The 24620-nt window shown below is 64.0% G+C and carries 22 protein-coding genes; 12 read left to right on the top strand and 10 right to left on the bottom strand.

All coding sequences use genetic code 11. From position 1 onward, the window contains the following. Positions 1 to 25 precede the first annotated feature (25 nt). Positions 26 to 646 (bottom strand): TetR/AcrR family transcriptional regulator, encoded by a 621-nt coding sequence (locus CCOS864_RS15970; protein ID WP_115087236.1) that lies wholly within the window; start codon positions 644 to 646, stop codon positions 26 to 28. A 160-nt stretch (positions 647 to 806) separates the two neighbouring features. On the opposite strand from CCOS864_RS15970, the gene dkgB reads away from it, so the two are divergent. The 3 genes from dkgB (at position 807) to CCOS864_RS15985 (ending at position 3729) form a co-directional block, all read left to right on the top strand. Continuing rightward, positions 807 to 1616 carry a 2,5-didehydrogluconate reductase DkgB gene (gene dkgB / locus CCOS864_RS15975; protein ID WP_115087237.1) on the top strand — a complete coding sequence of 270 codons (810 nt, stop codon included), beginning with the start codon at positions 807 to 809 and terminating at the stop codon, positions 1614 to 1616. Between the two features lie 142 nt (positions 1617 to 1758). Next, positions 1759 to 3189 carry a MocR-like pyridoxine biosynthesis transcription factor PdxR gene (gene pdxR, locus CCOS864_RS15980; RefSeq protein ID WP_115087238.1) on the top strand — a complete coding sequence of 477 codons (1431 nt, stop codon included), beginning with the start codon at positions 1759 to 1761 and terminating at the stop codon, positions 3187 to 3189. Positions 3190 to 3291: 102 nt separating this feature from the next. Then, the gene (locus CCOS864_RS15985) at positions 3292 to 3729 is read left to right on the top strand and encodes a carboxymuconolactone decarboxylase family protein (RefSeq protein WP_115087239.1); all 438 of its coding nucleotides are present in this window, start codon (positions 3292 to 3294) and stop codon (positions 3727 to 3729) included. 47 nt (positions 3730 to 3776) lie between these two features. On the opposite strand, the gene CCOS864_RS15990 is transcribed toward CCOS864_RS15985, so the two are convergent. The 3 genes from CCOS864_RS15990 to CCOS864_RS16000 all read right to left on the bottom strand — a co-directional run bounded on the left by CCOS864_RS15990 (position 3777) and on the right by CCOS864_RS16000 (position 6727). Then, entirely contained in the window at positions 3777 to 5207 is a 1431-nt protein-coding gene (locus CCOS864_RS15990; protein ID WP_115087240.1) for a short-chain fatty acid transporter, read from the bottom strand. A gap of 132 nt (positions 5208 to 5339) precedes the next feature. Then, complete coding sequence (locus CCOS864_RS15995; RefSeq protein ID WP_115087241.1) at positions 5340 to 5996, bottom strand: CoA transferase subunit B; 657 nt, start codon at positions 5994 to 5996, stop codon at positions 5340 to 5342. A 32-nt stretch (positions 5997 to 6028) separates the two neighbouring features. Beyond that, positions 6029 to 6727, bottom strand: coding sequence for a CoA transferase subunit A (locus CCOS864_RS16000; protein WP_115087242.1), 699 nt, complete (start codon positions 6725 to 6727; stop codon positions 6029 to 6031). Between the two features lie 137 nt (positions 6728 to 6864). On the opposite strand from CCOS864_RS16000, the gene CCOS864_RS16005 reads away from it, so the two are divergent. Continuing rightward, a complete protein-coding gene (locus tag CCOS864_RS16005; RefSeq protein ID WP_115087243.1) occupies positions 6865 to 7761 on the top strand; it encodes a LysR family transcriptional regulator in 897 nt (298 codons plus the stop codon). Positions 7762 to 7771: 10 nt separating this feature from the next. Here the strand turns inward: CCOS864_RS16005 and CCOS864_RS16010 are convergent, their stop codons facing one another. Continuing rightward, positions 7772 to 8977 carry a phospholipase effector Tle1 domain-containing protein gene (locus CCOS864_RS16010; RefSeq protein ID WP_244211929.1) on the bottom strand — a complete coding sequence of 402 codons (1206 nt, stop codon included), beginning with the start codon at positions 8975 to 8977 and terminating at the stop codon, positions 7772 to 7774. A 34-nt stretch (positions 8978 to 9011) separates the two neighbouring features. On the opposite strand from CCOS864_RS16010, the gene CCOS864_RS16015 reads away from it, so the two are divergent. The 3 genes from CCOS864_RS16015 to CCOS864_RS16025 are packed head-to-tail and all read left to right on the top strand — an operon-like array spanning position 9012 to position 12933. After that, positions 9012 to 11231: an AAA family ATPase gene (locus CCOS864_RS16015; protein ID WP_115087245.1), complete on the top strand. Its 2220-nt coding sequence runs from the start codon at positions 9012 to 9014 to the stop codon at positions 11229 to 11231. A 29-nt stretch (positions 11232 to 11260) separates the two neighbouring features. Further along, positions 11261 to 12085, top strand: a complete 825-nt coding sequence (locus tag CCOS864_RS16020) for an HNH endonuclease family protein (RefSeq protein WP_148708545.1) — start codon at positions 11261 to 11263, stop codon at positions 12083 to 12085. Beyond that, on the top strand, positions 12085 to 12933 hold the full coding sequence (locus CCOS864_RS16025) for an aldo/keto reductase (RefSeq protein WP_115087247.1): 849 nt from the start codon (positions 12085 to 12087) through the stop codon (positions 12931 to 12933). The genes CCOS864_RS16020 and CCOS864_RS16025 overlap by 1 nt, the downstream gene beginning before the upstream one ends. A gap of 109 nt (positions 12934 to 13042) precedes the next feature. On the opposite strand, the gene CCOS864_RS16030 is transcribed toward CCOS864_RS16025, so the two are convergent. Genes CCOS864_RS16030 through lexA form a run of 4 tightly spaced genes read right to left on the bottom strand, consistent with a single transcriptional unit; the run spans position 13043 to position 18779 of the window. Next, positions 13043 to 16147 (bottom strand): error-prone DNA polymerase, encoded by a 3105-nt coding sequence (locus tag CCOS864_RS16030; RefSeq protein WP_208644384.1) that lies wholly within the window; start codon positions 16145 to 16147, stop codon positions 13043 to 13045. Then, positions 16123 to 17538 (bottom strand): Y-family DNA polymerase, encoded by a 1416-nt coding sequence (locus tag CCOS864_RS16035; protein ID WP_115087249.1) that lies wholly within the window; start codon positions 17536 to 17538, stop codon positions 16123 to 16125. Before CCOS864_RS16035 ends, CCOS864_RS16030 begins: the two co-directional genes overlap by 25 nt. Before the next feature lie 6 nt (positions 17539 to 17544). After that, on the bottom strand, positions 17545 to 18162 hold the full coding sequence (gene imuA / locus CCOS864_RS16040) for a translesion DNA synthesis-associated protein ImuA (protein ID WP_115087250.1): 618 nt from the start codon (positions 18160 to 18162) through the stop codon (positions 17545 to 17547). Further along, on the bottom strand, positions 18162 to 18779 hold the full coding sequence (gene lexA / locus CCOS864_RS16045; protein ID WP_208644385.1) for a transcriptional repressor LexA: 618 nt from the start codon (positions 18777 to 18779) through the stop codon (positions 18162 to 18164). Before lexA ends, imuA begins: the two co-directional genes overlap by 1 nt. Positions 18780 to 18856: 77 nt before the next feature. Here lexA and CCOS864_RS16050 point away from each other — a divergent pair, with 77 nt between their 5' ends. The 5 genes from CCOS864_RS16050 (at position 18857) to CCOS864_RS16070 (ending at position 23617) form a co-directional block, all read left to right on the top strand. Next, on the top strand, positions 18857 to 19513 hold the full coding sequence (locus CCOS864_RS16050) for an HAD family hydrolase (protein WP_115087251.1): 657 nt from the start codon (positions 18857 to 18859) through the stop codon (positions 19511 to 19513). Between the two features lie 183 nt (positions 19514 to 19696). After that, entirely contained in the window at positions 19697 to 20416 is a 720-nt protein-coding gene (locus tag CCOS864_RS16055) for a DUF899 domain-containing protein (protein WP_115087252.1), read from the top strand. 101 nt (positions 20417 to 20517) lie between these two features. Next, positions 20518 to 21381, top strand: coding sequence for a hypothetical protein (locus tag CCOS864_RS16060; protein ID WP_115087253.1), 864 nt, complete (start codon positions 20518 to 20520; stop codon positions 21379 to 21381). Between the two features lie 299 nt (positions 21382 to 21680). Further along, a complete protein-coding gene (locus CCOS864_RS16065; RefSeq protein ID WP_115087254.1) occupies positions 21681 to 22586 on the top strand; it encodes a hypothetical protein in 906 nt (301 codons plus the stop codon). 113 nt (positions 22587 to 22699) lie between these two features. Beyond that, the gene (locus CCOS864_RS16070; protein ID WP_115087255.1) at positions 22700 to 23617 is read left to right on the top strand and encodes a bestrophin family protein; all 918 of its coding nucleotides are present in this window, start codon (positions 22700 to 22702) and stop codon (positions 23615 to 23617) included. Here the strand turns inward: CCOS864_RS16070 and CCOS864_RS16075 are convergent. Next, complete coding sequence (locus CCOS864_RS16075; protein ID WP_115087256.1) at positions 23598 to 24590, bottom strand: bile acid:sodium symporter family protein; 993 nt, start codon at positions 24588 to 24590, stop codon at positions 23598 to 23600. The genes CCOS864_RS16070 and CCOS864_RS16075 overlap by 20 nt on opposite strands. Positions 24591 to 24620 lie beyond the last annotated feature (30 nt).

Below are 24620 nucleotides of genomic sequence, written 5' to 3' on the forward strand. Positions count from 1 at the left end.
GCTGGCTTGCCAGCGATGCTTTTGATCAGGGCTCCAACCCGATACCCCTGAGGATCACACTGGTCACCGTCTGCACCGCCCGCTCGAACTGCAGCTCCGACAATGGCTGGTGATCATTGAGCAGCCCCACCTGGTGGCTGAAGTCGGCATAGTGCTGGGTCGAAGCCCAGATCATGTACAGCAAGCCCGATGGCTCTACCGGCAGAATCCGCCCGTCCTCGATCCACTGGCGGATCTTTGCCTCTTTCATCTTCGCCCAGTCATACAGCGGATCATCCAGCGCCGCGCCAAGGTTCGGTGCGCCATGGATGATTTCGTTGGCCCAGACCTTGGAGCCATGCGGCCGGGTACGCGAATGGTTCATCTTGGCCCGGATGTAGCTGCTCAAAACAATGCGCGGATCGTCATACAGCTCGAAGCACAAGGCATCCTGCTTCCACACATCGAGCAGGCCGAACAGCACCGCCTGGTACAGCTCGGCCTTGGTGCTGAAGTAATAGTGCACATTGCTGCGCGGCAGCTCCGCGGCCTCGGCGATGTCGGCCATGGCCGTGCCGGCGAAGCCTTTTTCGGCAAAGACCTTTTCGGCCGCCAGAAGGATGTTGTCAACGTTGCGTTGACGAATGCTGAGCTTGTGCTGGGCCATGGGCGAATCCGTTGCGACTGACCCTGCAAGGCTACCACTGCCGGGGGCATTCGTGCGCTGCAAGCAAAAAGGTTGTGCCGTCACGGGCATTTTTCTGCGCCCGCACAGTCGCAATACTGCACGCCGTGTTTATCAACGTCCGCACTGGAGGAACCCGCTAATGACTATTCCCGCCCTCGGCCTCGGCACCTTCCGCCTCAAGGACCAGGTGGTGATCGATTCGGTGGCCACCGCCCTGGAACTCGGTTACCGCGCCATCGACACCGCGCAGATCTACGGTAACGAAGCCGAAGTCGGCCAGGCCGTGGCCGTGGCCGCCAGCGGCATCGACCGTGACGAGCTGTTTGTCACCAGCAAGATCTGGACGGACAACCTGGCCGCCGACAAGCTGATCCCCAGCCTCAAGGACAGCCTGAGCAAGCTGCGCAGCGACTACCTGGACCTGACCCTGATCCACTGGCCATCGCCCAAGGGCGCAGTGCCCGTCAGCGAATTCATGGGCGCCCTGGCCGAAGCTCAAAAGCAGGGCCTGACCCGGCAGATCGGCGTGTCCAACTTCACCATCGACCTGCTGCGCCAGGCCATCGAGGTGGTCGGCAAAGACGCCATCGCCACCAACCAGATCGAGCTGCACCCGTACCTGCAGAACCGCAAACTGGTGGACTTCATGCACAGTCAAGGCGTTGCCGTGACCTCGTACATGACCCTGGGCTACGGCAAGGTCCTGGAGGATCCGGTCATCCAGCAGATTGCCGCGCAACACGCCGCCACCCCGGCACAGGTGACTCTGGCCTGGGCCATGCAACTGGGCTATGCGGTGATCCCGTCCTCGACCCGGCGCGAGAACCTGGCCAGCAACCTCAAGGCCCGTGAACTCAAGCTGAGCAATGAAGACATGGGCAGAATCGCCACCCTCGACAGCGGCCTGCGCCTGACCAGCCCCGAGCGCCTGGCGCCGGCCTGGGACTAACCGCGGGCGGTGCAGGCCTGGGCCAGGTTCAGGTACTGCAGGCGGTGTTGCCGGCCGCAGGCGTTGGCGTTGCGCCAGGGGATCAACGGCGCCGAATCAGGTAACCTGAACGGCAGACAACGCCTGCGGACGCACCTTCATCATGGAACTCCACATCAGCCTGCAAGGCCGCAAGGGCCTGGCCGAGCAGCTTTACCAACAGCTGCGCGACGGCATCGACAGCGGCCGCCTGGCCGCCGGCACGCAACTGCCACCCAGCCGCCTGCTGGCCGAACAACTGGGGGTGTCGCGCAAGACCGTGGCCGAAGCCTATTCGCGCCTGACCTACGACAACCTGCTCAGCGGCCAGGTCGGCAAAGGCACCTTCATCAGCCCTTCCCCGACCCGTACCCCGGCACCGACGGCGGCCATCCCCCTGGCCAGCGCCGCGACCCTGGCCAAATGGCGGGCCCGCGCCAACCCGCTGGCGGACCTCAAACTGCCGACCTTGCGCTACGATTTCATCGGCGGCGCCTCAAGCAAGGTGCAGTTCCCCTTCGATGACTGGCGCCGCTGCAACCAGTACGCCCTGCGCCAGATCCGCCACAGCAGCGCCCGCTACAGCGCCCATCAGGGCCTGCCGGAGTTGCGCGAGGCGATTGCCCGGCATATCGCCTTCGCCCGCGGCGTACGCTGCAGCAGCAATGATGTGCTGGTGTGCAACGGTGCCCAGCAAGCCCTGGACCTGATCGCCCGGGTGCTGATAGAACCCGGTTGCCAGGTGGCAATGGAAGACCCGGGCTACACCCCGGCGCGCCAGTTGTTCCTGGCCCAGGGCGCCGAACTGCAGTGCGTGCCGGTCGACGCTGAAGGCATGTGTGTGGAGCAGATCGCCGCAGGCGCGCGGCTGATCTACGTGACCCCGTCACACCAGTTTCCGCTGGGCATGCCGATGAGCCCGGCGCGCCGGCAGGCCCTGCTCGCGCGCGCCGCGCAGTTGGGCGCGATCATCATCGAGGACGACTACGACAGCGAATTCCGCTACGAAGGCCGGCCCACCGACTCGTTGCAAAGCCTCGACCGCAACGGCCTGGTGGCCTATGTCGGGACCTTCTCCAAAACCCTGTTGCCGGAGCTGCGCCTGGGTTACTGCATCGTCCCCGAAGCGCTGCGCGAAGCGATCTGCATTGCCAAGCAACTGACCGACTGGCATACCCCGACCCTCAACCAGTGGGCCCTGGCGCAGTTCATCGGCGAAGGCTCGCTGCTTAAGCACATCCGCCGCGTGCACGAGGTCTACGCCGCGCGCCGCGAACGGATCCTGGCGCGCCTGCAGGGTGACCTGGCGCCGTGGTTCGAGGTCGTGCCGGCCACTGCCGGTTACCACATGAGCGCCCTGGCCCGGGGTAACCTGGACGTCGAGTTCCTGATCAGCATGGCGCGCAAGGTCGAGGTCGGCCTCTATTCATTGGCCCCCTTCCATGCCCGGGTGCCGGTGCGCCAGGGCCTGCTGCTGGGCTTTGGCGCCATCGAACTGCTGGACATCGACCCGGCCCTAGACCGGCTGCGCGACACCCTCCAGGCCATGGGTTGATTGGCCTCCTGACAAAGAACAAAATTGGCTATTCGGGCTCGCCCGGCCTGGCGGTAAGGTAGCGCTATTGCCGCCTACCGCAGACCTTGATGGAGAGCACACATGAGCAACCGTATCGAATGGGCCAAACACTCACCTGAGGCCTACAAGGCCATGATCGGCCTGGAAATGGCCCTGGGCAAATCCGGGCTGGAGAACTCGCTGCTGGAACTGGTACGCCTGCGTGCCTCGCAGATCAACGGTTGCGCTTATTGCGTCAACTTGCACGCCAACGATGCACGCAAGAGTGGCGAAAGCGAAGCGCGCCTGCAGACCTTGAGTGTCTGGGGCGAGACCGAATTCTTCACCCCGCGCGAGCGTGCAGCGTTGGCCTGGGTCGAAAGCCTGACCCGCCTGCCCGACCAGCGCGCCCCCGAGCACCAGTACCGCACCCTGCTCGAGCACTTCAGCGAAGCCGAAGTGGTCAACCTGACCCTGGCCATCGCCACCATCAACGCCTGGAACCGCTTTGGCGTCGGCTTTGCAATGATCCCAAGCTGATCTGTGTTTGGACACAGACTGTGGGAGCGGGCCTTGCAGTGTTTCAATCAGCCCGCAGGTGTTGGCATCACCGGCGGTGTGTACTGCAAGGTGGTGCCGAGGATCCACAGCAGAAACAGCACCAGCGGCACGTGCACCAGCAACTGCACGAACGAGAAGCCGATCAGGTCGCGCGCCTTGAGCCCCAGCACGCCCAGCAGCGGCAGCATGTAGAACGGGTTGATCAGGTTCGGCAGCGCTTCGGCGGCGTTGTAGATCTGCACCGCCCAGCCCAGGTGATACCGCAGGTCATTGGCCACCAGCATCACGTAGGGCGCTTCGATGATCCACTTGCCGCCACCCGAGGGGATGAAGAAACCCAGCACCGCCGAGTACACGCCCATCAGCAAGGCATAGGTGTCGTGGGTGGCGATCTGCACGAAGAAGGTCGAGATATGGTGCGCCAGGCTCTGCGCATCGGCGCCCTGGACCTGGGTCAGGATCGCCGCGATCGAACCGTACAGCGGAAACTGGATCAGCACCCCGGTGGTGGTCGGCACCGCACGGGCCACCGCATCGAGGAAGCTGCGCGGTCGCCAGTGCAGCAAGGCCCCGGCCATGATGAACAGCAGGTTGTAGGTGTTCAGCCCGGAAATCGCGGTGATCGCAGGCTTGGTCGAGAACTCGTTGTACAGCCAGCCGGCCGCCAGCGCCACCAGCAACAGGATCAGGATCGGGCTGTACTCCAGCCACTCGCCCGGGCGGGTCCGCTGGGGCGTCGGCGGTGCCGAGAAGCTCGGGTCGACGCCGCAGGCTTCGGCGCTGCGGGCGCTATTCGGGCCGGGCGCGGTGGCGTAGGCCACGACCAGCGAAACCACCACCAGCGCGGCGAGCATCACCCCCGACTGCCAGAGGAAAATGGTCTCGGTGAACGGGATCACCCCGGTGATTGCCAGGATCGACGGCGGCAGGCTGGCCGGGTTGGCCTGCAGTTGCGCGGCCGAGGATGACAGGCCCAGGGCCCAAACGGCGCCCAGGCCCAGATAGGCGGCGGCACCGGCGGCACGGTAGTCCATCTTCAGGTCGGTGCGGCGCGCCAGGGCGCGGACCAGCAGACCACCGAACACCAGCGACAGACCCCAGTTGAGCAACGAGGCGACCATCGAGATCAGCGCTACCCAGCATACCGCCGAGCGGCCATTGCTGGGGATTCGCGCCAGGCGGTCGATGAGCTTGACCGCGGGTGGCGAGCTGGCCACCACATAACCGCCAATAACCACGAAGGCCATCTGCATGGTGAACGGGATCAGGCTCCAGAAGCCGTCACCGAAGGCCTTGGCGGTGTCGGCGGGTTTGCCGCCCATGGCCAGGGCGGCAACCGATACCAGCACCACGGCCAGGGCAGCGAACACCCAGGAATCGGGGAACCAGCGTTCGGCCCAGTTCGAGCAACGCAGGGCGAAACGGGCGGAGCGGCTGTCTTGAATATCAGCGGCCACGGGATTTTCCTTTTATTGGTTTTATCGGAACGGCACAAGGCCCCATCGCTGGCAAGCCAGCTCCCACAAGGTCCACTCTGTGGGAGCTGGCTTGCCAGCGATGAGGCCAGCAAGAACTACGAAAAACTCAGATCAGAAGGTCATTTCTTTAACATCATCCGCCACAATCAGCTTGCCAGCGGTCTTCTCGATGATCTCTTCAACCGTCACCCCCGGCGCAGTCTCGCGCAGGATGAACGCGCCGTTCTCGATTTCCAGATAGGCCAGGTCGGTCAGCACCTTGCGGATACAACCGGCGCCGGTCAGCGGCAGGCTGCAACGCGGCAGCAGCTTGGACTCGCCGTCCTTGGAGGCGTGGGTCATGGTGACGATGATGTTCTCGGCACCGGCCACCAGGTCCATCGCCCCGCCCATGCCCTTGACCAGCTTGCCGGGGATCATCCAGGAGGCGATGTTGCCTTCCACGTCCACTTCAAAGGCGCCCAGCACGGTGAGGTCGACATGACCGCCGCGGATCATGGCGAAGGATTCGGCCGAGTTGAAGATCGAGGCACCGGTACGGGCGGTGACGGTCTGTTTGCCGGCGTTGATCATGTCGGCGTCCAGTTGCCCTTCGGTGGGGAATTCGCCCATGCCCAGCAGGCCGTTTTCCGATTGCAGCATCACGTCCATATCGGCCGGGACGTAGTTGGCCACCAGGGTCGGGATGCCGATGCCGAGGTTGACGTAGTAGCCGTCCTTGAGTTCGCGGGCTACACGTTGGGCCATTTGTTCGCGGGTAAGTGCCATGGTCAGGATCTCTTTGTTGTTCTGGGGTCAGGTCAGGCTTTGACGGTGCGTTTTTCGATACGCTTCTCGAACGTGCCGACGATGACCCGGTCGACATAGATGCCCGGGGTATGGATTTCGCTCGGCAGCAGCACGCCCGGCTCGACGATCTCTTCGACCTCGACCACGGTGATCTTGCCGGCAGTGGCGGCCAGCGGGTTGAAGTTCTGCGCGGTGTTGCGGTACACCACGTTGCCGTAGTGGTCGGCCTTCCAGCCCTTGACGATGGCGAAGTCGCCGGTGATGGCTTCTTCGAGGATGTACTTGCGGCCGTTGAACTCGCGCACTTCCTTGCCCTCGGCTACCGGGGTGCCGTAGCCGGTGGCGGTGAAGAAGGCCGGGATACCGGCGCCGCCGGCGCGCATCTTCTCGGCCAGGGTGCCTTGCGGGGTGAGCTCCACTTCCAGCTCGCCGCTGAGCAACTGACGCTCGAATTCGGCGTTCTCGCCCACGTAGGAGGCGACCATCTTGCGGATCTGGTGGTCTTCGAGCAGCACGCCCAGGCCAAAGCCGTCGACGCCGCAGTTGTTGGACACCACGGTCAGGCCCCTGACGCCACGGCGCTTGATTTCGGCGATGAGGTTTTCCGGGATGCCGCACAGGCCGAAACCACCGGCCAGTACCGTCATGTTGTCGGTCAGGCCTTCAAGGGCCTGTTCATAGGTTGCTACGCGCTTGTCCAGTCCGGCCATGCTGATCCGCCTTTTGTAGTTGTTGATCCGACAGGGGTGTCGGCGAGCGTTTGAACCATCTTCACCCCTGAGCACTTATTTGTTAATTTTGTTTTTATGATCGATTGATTAATTTTTCAAAAGAATAGTCTAGCCAAATGAACGTCAAACAGCTGCGCGCCTTCGTCACCGTCGCCAAGTACCAGAGCTTTGCCCAGGCGGGCGAACAACTGCACCTGTCGCAGCCGGCCCTGAGCCTGACCATCAAGGCCCTGGAGGACAACCTCGGCGGCGCCCTGCTCAGCCGCACCACCCGCAGCGTCAGCCTGACCCCGGAGGGCGAAGTGCTGCTGCCGCTGGCCCGGCAACTGCTGGCCGACTGGGACAACACCGAAGAACTGCTGCGCCAGCGCTTTACCCTGCAGCTTGGGCGAGTATCGATCGCCGCCATGCCGGCCTTTGCCGGTAACCTGCTGCCGGCGGCGCTGAAGGTGTTTCGCCAGCGCTACCCGCGGGTCAACGTCACTGTGCACGACGTCATCAACGAACAGGTGCTGGAACTGGTCCGCCACCGGCGCGTCGAACTGGGCATCGGCTTCGAACCCGAAGCCAGCGAGCCACTGTGTTTCAGGCCGCTGTACCTGGACCGCTTCGTCGCCGTGGTGCCGGCCGATTCACCGCTGGCGCAACAGCCGCAGGTGAGCTGGCGCGAACTGCTGGCAGAAGACTTCATCGCCCTGCAACGCCCCTCGGCAGTGCGCCTGCTGCTGGAGCAGCACCTGGCCGCCGAACACGGCAAGCTGGCGGTGGCCTTTGAAAGCCATCAGTTGTCGACCATCGGCCGCATGGTTGCCAATGGCCTGGGCGTCAGTGCCGTGCCGGCGCTGTGCATCGGCCAGATGCAGGAGCTGGGCGCGCGTTGCGTGCCGCTGGTGGAGCCGAGTATAGAACGGCGTATTGGCGTGACCCTGCTGGCCGACCATAAACTCTCGGCAGCGGCCCAGGCGCTGCTGGACGTTCTGCTGGAGTGCACCGCCGGCAATCCGCCAGGGTGAGCACGCTCACTCAAGGCAGATCGGCGACATACGTCACCTGGGTGACACCGTTGATAATGCTTGCCGACGCGTAACCGCCGGCCTTGATTCGCGCATCAACCGATTCATGCACCAGCAGGGCATTTGGCAATACTCTGGGGTAAGGCTGGCGAAACGGCGGCATGGCGCCAATGACCAGCTTGCGCCTGCCTTTGCTCCATACCAGCCGCGGCACCCATTCGGCGACCCGCCAGGCATGGTTCATCGAGTCATGGGAATTTGCCAGAGGATCCGGTGCCACGCCGGCCAACGGGTTCAATTGTGCCTGACAAGCCTGGGCGTCCAGTGCCAAACCTGCCGCACCGGCCTGGGCAAACATCCAGCGCAAGGCCACCAGGGCCAGCGGTGATTCGGCAACCGCATAGCCACCACCGACATCACAGTGCACGCCACGAAAAAACACCTCTTTGACATCGGTCGAGTCCGTCGGCTTGGCCCGCCACAAGTGCTGGCGAAAGAAACAACGCCGCTCATCGAGCGACACGGCATGGCGCACCTTCAGCACACTCGGGTTACTGGCGGTATAGGGAATACTGACCGGGTCATAAATCCAGCCCAGGGATTTCACCGTGTCGAACAGGCCAAGAAAGGTGATGTCGAGGTCGCGGCCGAACGTTTCCTTGAACTGGCGCTGCAAGGCAAAATCAGGCTCGTTGTTCTTGTCCTTGTCACGGGCCAGGAGCATGGACCAGGCATAATCGAAAAGATGGGTCTGATGGGCCGCTACCAGCCCCAACCCATGCACCAGTGCGGCAAGCGCCCTGGCCGCGTAAGCACCTCGCGAGAAGCCGAACACGAACACCTGGTCGCCCGGCTGGTATTGCTCGGCGAGAAAACGGTACGCACCCTCGACATTGCGTTTGAGCCCCCAGCCGAAGGCCAGGCCAAAGATCCGCGCCGGAAGCTTCTGCCATTCGAACAGGGTTTCCTTGAGGCCGAACGTACCGACGCCCTGGTCATAGTAAGACAGGACTTGCTGCGGGTCAGGGTTGAGCGCCCGCACAAGGCGCAGAATGTGCGTCGGTTGCTGGCTGAAGCGGTTGTTAGTCCCATCCAGGCATATCACGAGTTGCCGCGCCATGTGCAAAATCTCCTGTGCTGACGCCTCGACTATAGGCCAATGATGCTTCATCGCCATCACCGCCGTTCCAGCAGCTATAGTCAGGTGATTGTGCACAGCAGTAATACCCTCCTCACTGGAGCCTAACCCGATGATCAGGATCGAACGCGGGCCAATGCCAGAGGTGTTTTCTTCAGCGGCGTTTACCAGGCTACGCAGTGATGCCGAGGCGTTCTACCAACAGCCTGCGGCGAAAAGGGCTCAGGCGCGCTTTGGCTTCCAACGCATCGCCGCACGCCTGCACCCGGATATTCGTCTGCTCTGGAGCGAGCGCCAGGTCAACAAGTGCGCGTATTGCGAGCAGTTGGTCAGCCGCCCGGAAATCGAGCTGTTCAGGCCGCGCTACGGCAGCACTGACTTCAGTGGCGGCGTGTCCGATGACCACTATTGGTGGTTGGCGTTCGAGTGGAGCAACTACCTGCCCAGTTGCGCTGAATGCAACGCACTCAAAGGGCCGCGCTTCCCGGTGCAAGGGCCACGGGCCAGAGTCGGTGCAATCGGTGAAGCCCTGCGCCAGGAACAGAACCTGCTGCTCGATCCCGCTGAAGATGACCTTGATGGGGTGTTCCTGTTCCTCAGCGATGGCAAGATCACCAGCGAAACCGAACGCGGTCAGGCCACCATCGATGTGCTGGGGCTTAACCGCAGCAACCTGATCAAGGCCAGGTCGGATGACCTGCGCAACCTCGAACATCTGCAAGCGCTGATGAAGAACAGGCGCCCCGACAAAAAGAGCCTGGAGTACCTGGCTCAAATGGTCAGGCCGCAGAGCCCGTTCTGCGCCATGCGCCGCCAGTTTGTACGGGCCTGGGCGGAGAAAGTGGTCGCGCAGTTCCCCAGCAGCCATAAGCGCATGGCTGACTTCCTCAGCTTCAACACCGCGCTGGGTGCCTCAAGCAGCGCAAGTAACAGCAAGACGCTGCGCGATGCCTCCAGAAACCTGACACAAAGAACCAAGGAGCTGGAGTCATTCTCGATCGAGCAATCGCAGCCGCCAGAACAACTGTATCGGATGTCCCAGTACATCGAGCGCGTGGAGTTCAGGCATGTCCGCGCGGTTGACCACCTGCAACTCGAGCCCTCGTTCAGCGATGGCAAGGTCGGCTCCTGGTACATGCTGCTCGGTGAGAACGGCACGGGCAAGAGCACCTTGCTCCAGGCACTGGCGTGCGCGCTGATTGGCCAGAGCGGTGTCGAACGGTTGGGCGTACAGGCCACCGACCTGCTGCAAAAAGGCGCGGCCCGCGGCGAAGTCAGGGTCGAGCTGTCCGGCATGTCGGAACCTATCGTCATGACCCTGACCCGGCGTGGCAATAAAATCAGCATCAAGCCAGCGGAGCCCAAAGTCATGGTACTGGCTTATGGCGCGACGCGTTTGATGGGTAAACCACAGCCAACCGACCCGTCTGCTGCTGCCCGAAGCAAAGTGGAAAACCTGTTCGACCCGACACGTTTCCTCGACAACGGAGTACCCTGGCTCAACACCGCCAGTTCGGCAGAATTCAATCGCTTCGCCCGCTCACTGGCGTCGTTGCTGCCCAGCGCCGACGGCGTCGAACTGGTTCGCCGCAACCATCAGATCATCGTCAAGAGCCCCTCCGGGCAAGATACCCTGACCGCCGTCAGCAGTGGCTACCAGGCCGTGCTGGCGTTGGCCATGGACATCATGAGCATCATGCGCCTGGGCTGGCAGGATATGTCCTCGGCTGAAGGCATTGTGCTGATCGACGAAGTCGACGCCCATTTGCATCCGCGCTGGCGAATGCGCATTGTGCAGCGCCTGCGCGAGGTATTTCCGCGGGTCCAGTTCATTGCCACCAGCCATGAACCCCTCACCCTCAGGGGACTGGACAGCAGTGAAATCGCCGTACTGACCCGCACGCTCGACGGCCCGGTCACGGCCATGACCACAAAGAACACTGAACTGCCCTCCCCGCGCTTCATGCGCGTCGATCAACTGCTGGCTTCAGAGTACTTCGGCCTGCATTCGACCGAGGACGTGGAGATCGACCGCCTGTTCGAGGAGTACTACCGCCTGCTGGCCATGGAGCAACGCAGCCCTGGCCAGCAGGATCGCCTGCAGGCCGTCAGCGAGCAGTTGCGCGGCAATAACAAGATGGGCCTGACGCCACGGGAACACATGGTTTATGAAGCGGCCGACAGGTTCCTGGCCGAGCGCATGGCTAGCGCCCGCGAGCTGCCGGCGGAGGATGAGCATGACGCGCTCATCGAACTCAAGAGCCTGTGGGCGGAAATCCAGCTTGAGCCCGCCCAGCCTGTGGCGCACGACGGGAAAGGGCCTGAATCATGATCAGGGTACAACGCGGCGCCGCTCCGAGCGTGCTCGATGGGGCGCAGTCAGCCGGCCAGGACGAGACCCAGCGCGCGATCGCGCATATCGTCAATGCCACGCCTGGAACCCCGCCGCCGCCCTTCGAGTTCAGCGTCTACAAAGACCCGGAAATCGTCGAAGCCCTGCGCGTGCTGTTCCACAAGAAATGTGCTTACTGCGAATTCAATTACGCCGCCGGTGGACCGGAAGACATCGAGCACTTTCGCCCCAAAGGCGCAGTGGTGATCAATGGCAAGATGAGCAAGCCCGGCTACTACTGGCTCGCCGCCGACTGGGACAACCTGCTACCGTCGTGCATCGATTGCAACCGTAAACGCGGCAAGACCTTCGCCGATGACAGCACGGGCATGTCTGGCAAAGCCAATCTGTTCCCTGTGGTCAATGAGATGTTGCGCTGGCGCGACCACGCCGCGCAAAAAAATGAAATAGAGCTGCTGCTCAATCCTTGCGTGGATGACCCCGAGCAGCACCTGGAGTTTCTTGCCAAGGGCCTGGTCCGCCCCAGAACAATCCAGATAGATGCCAACCTGGTGCCCAGCCCGAAGGGGCAGGTCTCCATCGAAGTGTACGGATTACTGCGTCGCGACCTCGTCGAACAACGGCAGCTCAAGGAAAAACGCGTCAAGGCGGCACTGGAACGAGCGCTCAAAGCCATTGAGATGATGCGCCAGGCTGACAATCCGGCGCTCAAGCAAGATCTCAAGGAGCACGCCCGGCAATTGCTCGAAGATGCCAGAAGCCACCTGGCGCCAAATGAACCTTTTCTGGCCGTTGCCCGCACCATTTTCAAGAACTACGGACTCAATTGCTGATGACTGATAGAAAGGACCTCCACGCACGATTGCAAACGCCATCCTCCAGGCTTTCCAGGATTGGCCAGGGTACCTGGTACATGGGCGAAGACCCGGGCCGGCAGCACGCCGAAGTCGCCGCCTTGCAGCACGGCATCGAACTGGGCCTGAGCCTGATCGATACCGCCGAGATGTACGCCGAAGGTGGCGCGGAAAAGGTTGTCGGCAAGGCCATTGCCGGGCGTCGCGACCAGGTGTTTCTGGTCAGCAAGGTGTACCCGCACAACGCCAGCCTCAAAGGCATTCCGGCAGCTTGCGAACGTAGCTTGCAACGCCTTGGCACCGAGCATATCGACCTGTACCTGCTGCACTGGCGCGGCCAGTACCCGCTGGCCGAAACCGTCGAAGCCTTCGAGCGCTTGCGTGCCGAGGGCAAGATCGGCCGTTGGGGTGTATCCAACTTCGATGTCGACGACCTGCGCGAGCTGTATCAGGTGAGCCGCGATTGCGCCGTCAACCAGGTGCTGTACAACCCGTCCCAGCGCGGCATCGAATACGATTTGCTGCCCTGGAGCCACAAGCGCCAGCTGCCGACCATGGCCTACTGCCCGCTGGCCCAGGCCGGGCGCTTGCTCAAGCACCCGACCCTGGCCGAGATTGCCGAGCGCCATGGCGCGACGCCGGCGCAGGTGAGCCTGGCCTGGGTGATTCGCCAGGACGACGTGATCGCCATTCCCAAGGCGGTAGACCTTGAGCATGTGCGCCTGAATGCGGCGGCGGCCAACCTGGTGCTCAGCAGTGAAGACTTGCGGGCGATTGACCGGGCCTTTGCGCCGCCGACGCGCAAGCAGCATCTGTCGATGGTTTAAGGCGTTTCTGAGGGCCTCATCGCTGGCAAGCCAGCTCCCACAAGGGCGGCGCACACCGATCCCCTGTGGGAGCCGGCGTTGCCGGCGATGGGCTGCGTAGCAGCCCCAATCAATGGAAATCCCGGCTCCGCACATCCAGCCCCTGCAACAGCGGGCTCAGATCCTCCAGGCGCTGGGCAATCAGGTGCCGCACCCCGCTCTCGCACTCCAGCCGCCCAGTCACCCGCAGCAGTTGCGAGCCCACCAGCACCCGGCGCTGACGCTCGGCCAGGTCGCGCCAGACCACTACGTTGACGTTGCCGAACTCGTCTTCAAGGGTGACGAAAGTCACCCCGCTGGCCGTCCCCGGCCGCTGACGCCCGGTCACCAGCCCCGCCACGCTGACCCGGTCGCCGTGCCCTGCCTGCTCCAGCGCCTGCGCACTGCGGCAACCCAGGGCATTGAGGCGGCGGCGCAGCAAGGTCAGCGGATGCGGGCCGAGGGTGGTGCCGACGCTGGCGTAGTCGGCGAACATGTCCTCGCTCAGCGACGGCTGCGGTAAATCCACCGGCTCTTCCAGCGGGGCCTCGATGCCGGCGAACAACGGCAACTGCGCCTGCACCGCCGCCACGCTCCAGCGCGCCCGGTAGCGGTCACTGGCCAGGCCACGCAAGGCCCCGGCATCGGCCAACAACTCACGGCCACGGGCATCCAGGCGAGCCCGCTCGCACAGGTCGCTGACATCACGCCAGCTGCGCTCGGCCCGGGCCTGTTCGATACGCTGGGCATCCTGCAGACGAAAGCCGCGCACCTGGCGCAGGCCCAGGCGAATGGCCAGGGCCTGCCCTGCCCCCGGCTCCAGGCTGCAGTCCCAGTCGCTGTGGCAGACATCCACCGGACGGATTTCGATACGGTGGCGGCGGGCGTCCTGCAAAATCTGGTCGGGGCTGTAGAAGCCCATGGGCCAGCTGTTGATCAACGCGCAAGCAAAGATCGCCGGTTCATGACACTTGAGCCAGCAACTGGCGTAGGTCAGCAGGGCGAAGCTGGCGGCGTGGGATTCAGGAAAACCATAACTGCCAAAGCCCTTGATCTGCTCGAAGATGCGTTCGGCAAATGCTGCGCTGTAGCCGTTGTCGAGCATGCCCCGGGTCAGCCGTTCGCGGTGCGGCTCCAGGCCGCCGTGGCGCTTCCAGGCGGCCATGGCCCGGCGCAACTGGTCGGCCTCGCCCGCCGAATAACCGCCGGCAACCATGGCCAGTTCCATCACCTGTTCCTGAAACAGCGGCACACCGAGGGTGCGTTCGAAGACCTGCTTCAGCGCCTCGGACGGATAGCTCACCGGCTCAAGCCCCTGGCGCCTGCGCAGGTAGGGGTGAACCATGTCGCCCTGGATCGGCCCGGGGCGGACGATAGCCACCTCGATCACCAGGTCGTAGAAGTTCTTCGGCTTGAGCCGCGGCAGCATGGCCATCTGCGCCCGCGACTCGATCTGGAATACGCCGACGGTGTCGGCGCGGCCGATCATGTCGTAGGTCGCCGTGCAGTCGGCCGGGATGCTTGCCAGGGTCAGCTCGCGGCCGCGATGGCGATACAGCAGGTCGAAACAACGGCGCAAGGCGCTGAGCATGCCCAGGGCAAGGATATCGACCTTGAGCAGGCCGACCAGGTCGAGGTCGTCCTTGTCCCACTGGATCACCGTGCGCTCGTCCATGGCGGCGTTTTCCACCGGCACCAGGCTGTCCAGCGGCTGTTCGGAAATCACGAAGCCACCCGGGTGCTGGGACAGGTGGCGGGGAAAACCGATCAGCTCGCCGGTCAACGCCAGCACCCGGCGCAGCCACGGGCTGTCGGGGTCGAAACCGGCTTCGCGCAGTTGCTCGGGTGGTGGCAGGCGGTCGCTCCAGCGCCCGCAGCAATCAGCCAGGGCGTTGATCTGCTGCACCGGCAAACCCAGCACCCGGGCGATATCGCGCACCGCACCGGCGGCGTGATAGGTGCTGGCCACTGCGGTGAGTGCCGCGCGGTGACGGCCATAGCGGCGGAACACGTACTGCAGCACCTCTTCGCGGCGATCGTGTTCGAAGTCGACGTCGATGTCCGGCGGCTCGTCGCGCTCGCGGGACAAAAAGCGCTCGAACAGCAGGTGGCTTTTCATCGGGTCGAGCTCGGTGATGCCGAGCACGAAGCACACCACCGAGTTGGCCGCCGAGCCACGCCCCTGACAGAGAATGCCCTGGCCCCGGGCAAAGTTGACGATGTCGTGAACGGTAAGGAAGTAGCTTTCGTAGTTGAGCTCGGCAATCAGTTCCAGCTCATGCTCCAGGGACTGGCGAGCCTTGTCGCCGATACCTTCGGGCCAACGCCAGCGCTGGCCCTGCTCGCACAGATGACGCAGCCAGGCGCTGGCCGTCTGGCCTTCAGGCACCAGTTCGCGGGGGTACTGATAGCGCAACTGGCCAAGGTCGAAACGGCAACGCGCGGCAATGCGCAGGCTTTCCTCAAGCAATGCCGGCGGATACAGCTCGGCCAGTTGCGCCAGCGGGCGCAGGTGCCGCTCGCCATTGGCGAACAGGCGCTGCCCGGCCTCGGCAACGCTGCAGTGATGGCGGATGGCAGTCATGCTGTCCTGCAGGGCGCGGCGGCCGCGGGCATGCATGTGCACATCGCCGCTGGCCACCGCGGCGATGCCGAGGCTGTCGGCCAGGGCCAGCAGTTGTTGCAGGCGCCGCGGGTCATCCGGGCCACGGTGCAGCTCGACCGCCAGCCATAGCCGCTCGGCGAACACCTCGCGCAACCAGCGGCCGGTGGCCAGGTCATGCTCGGCGCCGTCCGGCACCCATAGCGCCAACAGGCCTTCCAGGGGTTTGTCGAAATCTTCGCGCAGCAACTGGTACTCGCCCTTCTTCGCCCGTCGCCGGCCGAGGGTGATGAGTTTGCACAGGTGCTGGTAACCCGTGAGGTTCTCCGCCAGCAGCACCAGCTTGGGGCCGTCGTGCAGGCGCACTTCGCTGCCGACGATCAGCGCCAGGTCCGCCGCCCTGGCCGCCTGCCAGGCGCGGACGATACCGGCCAGGGTGCACTCGTCGGTGATCGCCAGGGCCTGGTAGCCATGCTGGCGGGCACGCTGGAACAGCTCCTGGGCACTGGAGGCGCCACGCTGGAAACTGAAGTTGGACAGGCAATGCAGTTCGGCGTAACCCGGCGTGTTCATGCGAACCAGCCCTGCAGCCACAACGGGCCGTCTTCACCGAGGGTGCGGTAGGCCCAACCCTGCAAACCGCTGGCGGTGCGCACCCGGTAGTAGTCACGGCGCACATCGCCGCCGTCCCACCAGCCGGACTCGATGCGCTCGGCGCCGGTCAGCAGGTGCACGCCAGTCCCCGGCAAGGCCTGGGGCTCGACCAGCAACCAGCCCGGGCGCGGCGCACTCGACAATGGCGGCGCCTGACGCGGCCCGTTACCGCTGTGCCAGGCGCATTCCGGGCGGTGATCGGCCTGGGCCGTGAGACCGCGCACCGCCTCGTCGCCAAGCCGTGCGCGCAGGCGTTCGCGCAGTTGCTCCCAGGGCTGGTTCTGCTGTGGGCGCGGGTCGAACAGCTCGGTGCGTTGTGGCACAAACGCCGGCAGGTCTTCGGCCAGCAGGCGCAGGTTGCGCACCGGTGCGGCAATCTGCAGTTGCTCAAGGCGGCCACGGGCCAGCTCGAACAGCATCGACGGGTCACGCTCGGCCGCCAGCAGGCCGACCGGCACGCAGGTGTCGGGCCCTTCGGCATGCTCCAGGTGCAGGGCAAAGCGCTGCACGCCGCTGTCACGCCCGGCAAGGAAAGCGGCAAGGTCGTTGATCAGCCGGCGCAGGGGGAACAGCAAGGCCTGATGGGATTCGACATCGAAGTTCAGTTCCAGGCGCGCATCGAAGCGGTCCGGCGGCAAATAGAATTCCAGGGCCATGGGTCGCCGCCCGAGCAGGCGGTCCAGGTGCAGTTGCACCGGTGCGGCAAAGCGCCGGGCCAGGGCGTCACGAGGCAAGGCCAGGACCTGGCCGAGCTGGCGCAGGCCCATGCGCGCAAAGGCGCTGGCGGCCTCGGCGGGCAGGCCGACACGGTCGATGGGCATCTGCTCCAGCGCCACGCGGGTTTGCTCCGGGCACTCCAGGGCCAGGCCATCGTGAACATTGGCGAGCATGCGCGCCGCCACCGGGTTGCTGGCCAGGACAATACGGTGACGAAAACCCAGGGCCCTCAGCTCGGCACGCAGCCGCGCTTCAAAGGCTGGCCAGGGCCCGAACAGGCCGAGGCTGGATTCGACTTCGAGCAACAGCACCCGCGGGTAATGCAGGCTGACCTGGGAGCTGAAGCGGTAGGCCCAGGCGGCCAAAAATTGCTGCCACTGCTCGATGGCTGCCGGGTCGTGCTCGACGCAGGTAAAACTGCCGGCCAGGGCCTGGGCGGTGGTCAGCGACTGTCCGGCGCGCAGGCCCAAGGCGGCCGCCGGTGGATTGACCGCCTGCAAGACCCGGCGCTGGGCCGGGCCGCTGAGCAGCACCAGCGGCGTGTCGACGTCGTCGCGAGCACGCAGCACGGCATCGAGTGCCAGCTGCGGCAGCAGGATACAGGCCCAGAGCATGATCCATCAGCCTCGCCCGGGACAGGCAATGGGCGTGGCCGGGGCCAGGCCGCCCCGGCACTTGAGCACCCGCCATTGGGCCGGCTGGGCATCGACGGCAATGCGCAGTGCCGCCGGCGACGGGTTGAGCGCGGCCTGTTGCGGGCGACAGGCAAAGGCCAGGGTCTGGCCGCTTTCGGCAGCGACCTGCAAGCGGCGCAAGGCGCGATCATCCGCTTTATGCGGCCAGCACAGCACGGCGCCGCAACTGCCCGAGCGCAAACACTGCTCGGCGGCCCAGAGCACCTCGCTTGGCCCCGCCTGGACCACCGCCAACCACTGCAGATCGACCCCTGCCGCCTGCCAGGCCGGTGGGTAGGGAATGAACGGCGGGGCAATCAGCACCACCCGCTCGCCGGCCTGGGTCAGGCGCGCCAGGCTGGGCCACAGCAGTTGCAGCTCGCCACAGCCTTCTGCCGCCAGCAGCAGTTCGGTCAGTGCCCCGGCCGGCCAGCCGCCACCGGGCAGTGCCGCATCCAGGGCAGCATGACCGGTGGGCTGCAGGCCCTGGGGCAAGGCCTGCGGCCGGCCCTTCCAGACCCGTTGCTGGTCGAGCAGGCCGTCGAGGCTGACCACCGCGCCCATCAGCCGCGCCTCACCAGGCCGCAGAACACCCCTTCGATGACGAAGTCGTGCTCCGGGCCAACCTCGACGGGGGCATACGCCGGGTTGCGCGGCAGCAGACGGTAATGCCCGCCGGCGCGTTCGAAGCGCTTGATGGTCACCTCGCCGTCCAGGCGCGCGACGATGATCTGCCCGTCACGGGCGTCGGCCTGCTGCTTGATGCCGACCAGGTCGCCATCGAGGATGCCGTCGTCGATCATCGAGTCGCCCCGCACCTTGAGCAGGTAGTCCGGGGAGCGGCTGAACAAGTGTGCGTCGAGCATCAGCTGTTCGTGGATATCCACGTCCGGGCCGATCGGCCGGCCGGCGGCGACCTGGCCGAGCACGGGGATCTCCAGCACCTCGGGGCGGCGCAAGGCGCCGGCCAGGCGAATGCCACGGGCCTGGTTGGGGGTGACCTCGATGAAGCCGGCTTCGGTCAGCGCCTGGATATGCTTGCGCGCGACACTGCGCGAGGCAAAACCGAAAGCCGTGGCGATATCGGCCAGGCTCGGCGGCTGGGCCTGATCGGCGATGCGCTGACGAATGAAGTCGAGGATAGCGCGGCGTTTGGGCGATAGTTTATTCATGGAGTACATTTGTACTCTTTTCCTACGCATCTGGCCAGCCCCGCTGATCCGGTTATCATGCTCGGCCACCGCAGCGGAAGCCGACCATGCTTGATGCCCTGTTGTTCGACCTCGACGGTACCCTGACCGATACCGACAAACTCCACCTGCTGGCCATGCAACAGCTGTTGCTCGAAGAAGGCCGGGTGTTCACCGAAGCGGAGTTCGATGCCCACGTCAGCGGCCGGGCCAATGCCGACTTGTGCCGCTATCTGTTCCCTGACCGGCCGGTGAGCGAGCACCAGCAGTTTGCCGACCGCAAGGAGGCGCGCTTTCGCGCCCTGTCGCCCACCTTGCAGCCTACCGCCGGCCTGCTGCGCCTGCTCGAGCATGCCGAGCGCCAGCGCATCGGCGTTGCCGTGGTCACCAACGCGCCGCGGGCCAACGCCGTGCACATGCTCGGCGCCATGGGCCTGAATGAACGCTTTGAACATGTACTGGTGGCCGAAGAACTGGCCCGGGCCAAGCCCGACCCGCTGCCCTACCTCACCGGCCTTGAGCGCCTGCAGGCGCGGGCGGCACAGTCGCTGGCGTTCGAGGACTCGGTGCCGGGGGTGAAGGCGGCCAGTGGCGCGGGGATCTTCACCGTCGGGCTGTCGACCAGCCAGCGGCCCGAGGCCTTGCTTGAGGCCGGTGCGCAACTGGTGGTGAAGGATTTCGAGGATGAGCGGCTGTGGGCGTTGATCGGGCGGATGTCTGGCTGAAGACCGCGGCGCGCCCATCGCTGGCAAGGCCAGCTCCCACAGGGTCCCGGTGCATACAGGTCTCTGTGGGAGCCGGCCTTGCCGGCGATAGCTTCACCACCGTTCATCAGCCCTGCACTCACCCCTGTCGAATCCCCCACCCGGCAATCGACCATGAGTACATCCCCCAGCGGAGCCGTACCCATGGACAACCATCAAAACCCCCAGGTGGTCTCGCGCAGCGAATGGCTCAGCGCCCGCCGCCAGCTGTTGCTGCATGAAAAGGCCCTGACCCACCAGCGCGATGAACTGAGCAAAGCCCGCCGCGCCCTGCCCTGGGTACGGGTCGAACAGGACTACCGCTTCGAAGGCCCCGAGGGCCGCCTGGACCTCGGCGACCTGTTCGCCGGCCGCAGCCAGTTGCTGGTCTACCACTTCATGTTCGGCGAAGGCTGGGAGGAAGGCTGCCCCGGCTGCTCGTTCCTGGCCGACCACTTCGACGGCGCCAACCTGCACCTGGCCCATCACGATGTGTCGCTGGTGGCGGTATCCCGTGCACCGTACGCCCAGTTCCAGGCGTTCAGGCAACGCATGGGCTGGAAGTTTCCCTGGGTCTCGTCCCATGCCAGCAGTTTCAACCAGGACTTCGGCGTCGGCGGCAAGGGCAGCGATCAGTACAACTATGAACCCTACGCGGGCGAGGAAACCGAGCTGCCGGGCCTTAGCGTGTTCTACCGCGACGCCGACGGCACGCTGTTTCACACCTACTCAAGCTTTGCCCGGGGCCTGGACATCCTGGTCGGCACCTACAACTTCCTCGACCTGATGCCCAAGGGCCGCAACGAGGAAGGCACCATGGACTGGGTGCGCCACCACGACCGTTATGAAGGTGCCGCCCAACCACCCCACTGCTGCCATGAATAGCTGGGGTACCTAGTATTTTTGTCAGTAGTCAACACGCCCTGTCGGTGCTCGAATGCACCGAGACCTGTCGACCGACAGGCACCACCCCGGAGGCAGGGCGTATGGGACTGTTTATCGAGCACACCGGTTTCGAAATTCCCGAGGATCCGTGGAATGGTTGGGAAAGAGGTCCGGACGGCAGCAAATTGATCATCAATCGCGATCACGGGAACCACTTTGTCAGTTTTGACAACACCAGCCGACTCCTGAACAAAACGTTGACAGGACTCGAACCCGGAGAAACATACCGGGTGTCCCTGCGCGTCAAACGCCATCACGACAATCTGCTGACGCCTACCCTGTGGTTCGAGCTGGACGGCGAGCCTCTGGAGGAGCGGTTCGAAGTGCGTGATCAGCACTGGCAGACCCTGCGCTGGACATTCCAGGCCGCCCGCGCAGAGCACCGACTGGAGCTGCTCGGGCACGGTATCACGGGGGAGCTGGCAGACGGCCTCGGCTTTGACGATATCCGCATCTACCCGAAGCAGACCGCTGAGCGCTTCTATGGCTACCCGAACCAGTACATCAGCAACGGCCAAAGCCTTCCGCTACCGACCATGACCGTAAGCTTGCAGGCTGAGCCGGGGGGTAGAACAGGCATTCTACCTACGGGGAACGACTACCAGTACCTGTCAATTCACTACGTAGATGGCGCCCCGGCTTCGCCACTGCAGGTTAATATCAGCCTTGCCTGGCTGTGCGAGAAAGTCAGGTTCGAGTGGAGAAGTCGCAACGAAAGAGGCGAAGTAAGGTTCTATGACGCTCAAGGCATCCTGCAAAATACACAAACCCTTCCTCGCCCCTCCGGAAACGCAGTTAACAACTGGATTGAGTATGCCGCGCCAGGGCACACTGATATCGCCCGTATCGAAGTGAACGCCAACGACTCCTCATTGCTGGCCTATTTCACCCTGTGGAGCTTGTAGCCCCATTGCACAGGTTGTGCTCAATGGTATGAGCCCATCCTGTTCCATCAACGCCAGACTGTGAACCCTCCCGGCTTTGCCCTACAGTAGCGCGCGGAAATCCTCGCGCTACTGTACAGGGCCTGCCTTGATGATCATCCAGCCGCAAAAAACCTCCATCCGCGTCCTGCTGTTCTCGCTCAAGGGCTCGATGAATAGCCGCGGCACCTAGCATTTTTGCCAGTAGTCAGCACGCCCTGGCGGTGCTCGAATGCACCGAGGCCTGTCGACCGACAGGCACCACCCCGGAGGCAGGACGTATGGCACTGTTTATCGATCTCACCGATTTCAAACCCGGCATTGACCCATGGAACGGCTGGCAGAAAGGCCCCAACGGCCAGACCCTGGCGGTGACCTCCGACGGCGCCAACCACTGGGCGCACTTCGAAAATTTTGCCGGTAACCTGTTGGGCAGGGTGATCAGCAAGGAACTGACAGGCCTTGCGCCCGACACCGTCTATCGTCTGTCGATGCGGGTAAAACGCAACGGCAACAGCTCCAAGACCCCTCACCTGTCATTTGAGCTGGATGGCATCCCCCTCGAGGGCGAGTTTGCTGTCACCGCACCTGAATGGCAGATCCTTCGCTGGCAGTTCCGCGCCCGCGAACATTCCCACGCTATCGAACTTATCGGTCGTGACGATACCGGCAACGGCAGTGACCATGGCGCGGATTTCAGCTTCGACGATATCCAGATATACCCAGTTACCATCACCGAGAACCTCGATGGCCAGCCTGCACAAACGATTTCCCAGGGTGAGGAAGTTCAACTGCTAAGCAAGACCATGACCATCAAGCTCCTCGAAGATCCTCTGGGCATCAAAGCCTTCATCGAACCGACAGCCGCAGAACCCGGCATGCGAGAAGGTCCAGCCATCACACTTCAACGCCAACAGCACCATCAGCCGAACAATCCGCAAAAACTGCAGATCACTCCCGTGCTCCCGTGCTCCGAGCTGAAGTTCTTCTGGACCTGGAGGCAATTTCCTGGTGAGGTCGAGTTCTATGGGCTGCATGGCAACCTGCTGACCACTTTGTCATACACGGGAGAGCCCAGGCACCATGAGGTGAAATACAACGCTCCAGACGGCGAACAGATTGCCTGGATCGTGGTCATCTGCCGAGACTACGCCTACCTCGACAACTTCACCTTAACAACTGCCTAGCCTGTCCAGGTGAGTTGGTAGGCACCTCACCTTCTGCAGCGCCTAGCTACCGCAGGCGCCTTTGCCTTACAGTGGCGCGGATATTTTCGCGCCACTGCCAAGGCTTGCCTCGCATGATCATCCAGCCGCAAAAACCCTCCATCCGCGTCCTGCTGTTCTCGCTCAAGGGCTCGATCATCCCGGCGATCTGGCGCAAGGTGCTGTACACCGTGTTGATCAGCTCGGCGGTGGTGGCCACCCACGGCACCCTGTTCGAGTACAAGGTAATCCTCACCGCCACACCCTTCACCCTCTGGGGCCTGACCCTGGCGATCTTCCTCGGCTTTCGCAACACCGTGGCCTACCAGCGCTTCTGGGAAGCGCGCACGCTGTGGGGCGAGCTGCTGATCGTCAGCCGCAACCTGACCCGCCAGACCCTGAGCCTGCTGCCCGACCTCGACGCCAGCCAACGCCGCGCCCTGCTCGACCCGCTGATCGCCTTCGCCTACGTGCTGCGCGACCAGTTACGCGGCACCCCGGCCAGTGCCGACCGCCAGCGCCTGCTCGACACGTCTACACGCACTGCCCTGGCCACTAGCGACGCGCCCGCCAGCCGCCTGCTCGGCGTGCTCGGCCAGCGCTTCATGGCCCAGGCCCGCGACGCCGGTGCCGGCGAGGTGATCCAGGCCAACCTCGATCAGCAGTTGAACCGACTGTCTTACGTGCTGGGCGGCTGCGAGCGGATCAAGAACACGCCCATCCCCTACCCCTACATCCTCATGTTGCACCGCATCGTCCACGTCTACTGCTTTTTGCTGCCGTTCTGCCTGGTCGACAGCATCGGCTGGTTCACGCCCTTTGCCGTGTGCGTGCTGGCCTACACCTTCTTCGGCCTGGATGCCCTGGGCGACCAGATTGCCGACCCGTTCGACACCCAGCCCAACGACCTGGCCCTGGATGCCATGTGCCGCAACCTGGAAATCGCCGTGCGCGAACTGGAAGGCGAAGCAGCACCGGCGCAATTGCAACCGGTCAAAGGAGTTCTGTTGTAAGCGTCGACGCTTCGCTGCGCGCGGCGTAACGCTGAGCCAGCACCGCACAGACCATCAACTGGATCTGGTGAAACAGCATCAGCGGCAGGATCATCGCGCCGATGCCACCGCCAACGAACAGCACCTGAGCCATCGGCACGCCGGTGGCCATGCTCTTTTTCGAACCGGCAAATAAAATGGTGATGCGGTCTTCGAGGTTGAAACCCAGCCAGCGCCCCAGCGCGCTGGTCAGCCACAGCACCACGGCCAGCAGCAGGCAGCAGACCAGCGCCAGGCCCAGCAACCGCGACGGCGGTACCGCATGCCACAGACCGCTGACCACCGCATCGCTGAAGGCGGTGTAGACCACCAGCAGGATCGAACCCTGGTCGACGCGCTTCAACCAGCGTGCATTGCGCGCTACCCAGGTGCCGATCCAGCGCCGCACCAGTTGCCCGGCCACGAACGGCACCAGCAGTTGCGCAACGATCTTCAGCACTGCATCCAGGCTCGAGCCACTGTCACCTTCGACGCCCATCAGCAGCACCACCAGCAACGGCGTCAGTACGATGCCCAGCAGGCTCGACGCGGCCGCACTGCAGATCGCCGCCGGCACGTTGCCGCGGGCCAGCGAGGTAAAGGCGATGGCCGACTGCACCGTGGCCGGCAAGGCACACAGGTACAGCACGCCCAGGTACAGTTCATCGCCCACCAGCGGCAGGAACAACGGCTTGAACAGCATGCCCAGCAACGGGAACATCACGAAGGTGCAGGCAAATACCAGCAGGTGCAGGCGCCAATGCCCGGCACCGGCGGCGACCGCCTCGCGCGACAACTTGGCGCCATGCAAAAAGAACAGCAGGCCGATGGCGAGGTTGGTCAGCCCGCCGAACACCACGGCGCCACTGCCTTCGCAAGGCAACAGGGTGGCAATGAGGATGACCCCGAGCAACGCCAGGGTGAAATTGTCGAACAGCATCCGCAGGTACTTCATGGCCGCTCCCGGCTTGTTATTGTGGCGTTG

The sequence above is a fragment of the Pseudomonas wadenswilerensis genome (genome assembly GCF_900497695.1).
Lineage (GTDB): Bacteria > Pseudomonadota > Gammaproteobacteria > Pseudomonadales > Pseudomonadaceae > Aquipseudomonas > Aquipseudomonas wadenswilerensis.